The 3021-nt window shown below is 65.5% G+C and carries 4 protein-coding genes; all 4 read right to left on the bottom strand.

Features of this window, described 5'->3' with window-relative positions:
* A partial coding sequence (locus tag MOV63_RS32245) for an aminotransferase class V-fold PLP-dependent enzyme (RefSeq protein WP_247039816.1) occupies positions 1 to 887 on the bottom strand: 887 nt, incomplete at its 3' end.
* A complete protein-coding gene (locus tag MOV63_RS32240) occupies positions 877 to 1674 on the bottom strand; it encodes an ABC transporter ATP-binding protein (RefSeq protein ID WP_247039815.1) in 798 nt (265 codons plus the stop codon). The genes MOV63_RS32245 and MOV63_RS32240, both read right to left, overlap by 11 nt.
* Entirely contained in the window at positions 1671 to 2453 is a 783-nt protein-coding gene (locus MOV63_RS32235) for an ABC transporter ATP-binding protein (RefSeq protein WP_247039814.1), read from the bottom strand. Before MOV63_RS32235 ends, MOV63_RS32240 begins: the two co-directional genes overlap by 4 nt.
* Positions 2450 to 3021: ABC transporter permease (locus MOV63_RS32230; RefSeq protein WP_247039813.1), on the bottom strand; the 572-nt coding region annotated here is incomplete at its 5' end. The genes MOV63_RS32230 and MOV63_RS32235, both read right to left, overlap by 4 nt.

The raw sequence follows: 3021 nt of genomic DNA, 5'->3' as shown, positions 1-3021 counted from the left end.
GAGAGAACGGCGGTTGGGTCGGCTGCGGCCGGAAGCCTGGCCGCCGTCACCAGGTTCGAACCATGCAAGGCATCGATCCAGAGTTCGCCGCCCATCGCGGCAAGTGCCGCGCGGGTCGCTCGGGCGGCACGGACATGGCGGGCGACAATCGCATCGATGCCTTCCGTCTCGACGCGATTGAGGGCGGCTTCGAGCGCAAAGAATTCGAGGGGAGCGGTGGTGCCGGAAAGCGCACCGCGGCCAGTTTCGAGCCAGGCTTTCTGGTCGATAAGCGAGAGAATGGAATCCCTTGGCGCCCCTTGTTGAGAAATCAGTTTCCAGGCAGCAGGGCTGACGGAAAGCGCCGAAACCCCGGCGGGTCCCGCCAGCGCCTTCTGCGGTCCGATAACGGCGATGTCGATGCCGAGTTCGTCGATGCCAAGTGCATGGCCGCCGATCGAGGCGACCGCGTCCACCACCGTGACGATGCCGCGGGAACGCGCGAGGGCTACGATCTCCTCCAGCGGATTGCGGATGCCGCTTGCCGATTCCGCATGGACGATGGCCAGGACCTTGATGTCCGGATGCGCATTCAGCGCCGCCTCGACCGCTTCCAGCCCGATCGGGCGTGCGGGCTCTGCGGCGAGATCGACAACCTCCGCACCGCCACGCCTGAGCCAGGTGCCGAACCAGCCGCCATACATGCTCGTGACGATGTTGATCGCCTTCAGGCCGGGTCGGGCGAGGCTGAGGGCGGCCGCTTCCAGCGCGACGACCGCTTCCGCCTGGATCAGCAGCACGTCGTTGCGGGTCTTCAGGATTCTGGCGATCCGGTCGGCGATCGCAGCGTAACGCACAGCGGGAAAGGATGGCGCGTCGTTCAGCGGGTTCCAGCGGTCAAACGTCATGGGAGGGTCCTTCCGTTGGTTCTGTCAAAAGTCGCGGTACAGCGTTGATCAGCGCCTTGGCTGCAGGCGATTGCGGGTTTTCGATCACCTGCCGCATCGGCCCGATCTCGGTGAGCCGCCCGGTTTCCATGACGGCGATCCGGTGCGAGACGGCGCGCAGGACGGCGAGATCGTGCGAGACGAAAAGATAGCTGATGCCGCGCTCTTCTTGTAGCTCGACCAGCAGTTCGAGGATCTTGCCGCGGATCGAGACGTCCAGCGCCGATACTGCCTCGTCGAGCACGATCAGCGATGGTTTTGTGGCGATGGCACGGGCAATGGCGATACGCTGTCGCTGGCCGCCGGAAACCTCGCGGATCGATCGTTCGCCATAACTTGCCGGCAGGCCGACGCGGTCGAGAAGTGCTGCTATCTCCCTCGTTCGCTCGGCTTTCGGCGCGATGTTGTGGATGCGGAGCGGATCGTCCAGCACCGAGGCGACGGTCGCGCGCGGATTGAAGGCGCCGAGCACATCCTGAAACACCATCTGCATCCTGGCGCGGCGATGGCGGAGATTGGCGCCGGACAGCGAGAGCCAGTCGTCGCCCTCAAATCGGATGGCGCCGGCATCGGCCGGCAGCAGTCGCATCAGGATGCGGGCGAGGGTGGATTTTCCGCTGCCCGAGGCGCCGACGAGGCCCAGCGTCTCACCGGGTCCCAGCGTCAACGAAACATCGCTGACCGCCGCGACTTCACGGCCACCGGACGAAAAACGCTTCGAGAGGTTTTCGATCGTAAGCAGGGTCACGGCGTGGCCTCCCGGATGAGCGGAGGCGTCGTGAGGTCGCGATGGCTGGCGATCAGCGTCTTTGTGTAGGTCTCTTTGGGGGAGGCAAGGACATGTCCGGTCTGGCCCGATTCTACCAACCTGCCGTCCTTGAAGATTGCCACCCGGTTCGCAAAACCTGAAGCCAGCGCGATGTCGTGGGTGATGAAGATCAGCGTCATGCCGGCCTCACGAACCAGTTCGTCGAGCAGCGAGACGATCTCGGCCTGCACGACCATGTCGAGCGCGCTGGTCGCCTCGTCGGCGATCAGGAAGCCCGGTTTGGCGGAGAGAGCGGCCGCGATTGCAACGCGCTGCCGTTGGCCGCCGGAAAGCTGGTGCGGAAAAGCTTTCATCACCTTGTCCGGCTCCGGAATGCGTACTCGCTCCAGCATTTTTAGCACGCGGGCATAAGCCTCTTTCCACGACAGGCCGAGATGCCGGCGGGCACCTTCGGCCACCTGTTCGCCGACGCTGAGCACCGGGTTGAGGCTGGAGGATGGGTCCTGGAAAACGAAGCCGAGATCGCGGCCGGGCAAAGGCGGCAGGCCGGAGGACCATCGCATCTCGCCCGTCAGCCGGGCACCCGGCGGCAAGAGTCCGGCAAGGGCTCGCGCGAGCGTGCTTTTACCGGAACCGCTTTCGCCGATGATCGCCAGCCGCTCGCCGGCGACGATGTCGAGGTTGAGATGATCCAGCGCCGGCAGCGTCTGGCCACGATAGGTGACCGACAGGTTGCTGATCTCGCACAGCGTGCTCATGGCTCCAGCCTCCGGCCGCCAAGCGCCTTGGTGAGGCCTTCGCTGAAGAGGTAGACGCCGACCACCGTGACCACCAGCGCGATGCCCGGGAAGATCGACAGCGACGGCGAGGAGCGCAGGATGTTGCGGCCCTCGGCGATCATCGAACCCCAGGTGACGACGTTCGGATCGCCGAGACCGAGGAAGGAAAGGGCGGCTTCGGTGAGGATCGCCGCCGCGACGATGATCGCGGACAGCGCCAGAACGGGTGGCAGGGCGTTGGGCAGGATTTCCCGGAAGGCGATTTCTGCGGGATGCATGCCGATCACCCGCGCGGAGGCAACATAATCCCGCTCGCGGATGGAAAGCACTTGCGCTCGTGTCAGCCGCGCCGGATCGGCCCAGGCGCCGAGCGCGATCGCCAGCACCACGACCGGCACCGAGGCGCCGATGACGCTGACGAAGGCGAGCGCCAGCAGGAAGCTTGGGACGATCTGGAAGGCATCGACGACGCGCATCAGCCCCTCGTCGACCAGCCCGCCGGCAAAACCGGCCGTCAGGCCGACGCAGAGGCCGATGGCAATCGCCG

The organism is Neorhizobium sp. SHOUNA12A (assembly GCF_023006505.1).
In the GTDB taxonomy this organism is placed as follows: Bacteria; Pseudomonadota; Alphaproteobacteria; order Rhizobiales; family Rhizobiaceae; genus Neorhizobium.
This window is presented reverse-complemented; position numbering and strand designations above follow the sequence as displayed.

What these genes read in the sequence shown, in the direction of transcription:
- MOV63_RS32235 (WP_247039814.1), bottom strand. Translation starts at nt 2,453, where the DNA reads ATGAGCACGCTGTGCGAGATCAGCAACCTGTCGGTCACCTATCGTGGC.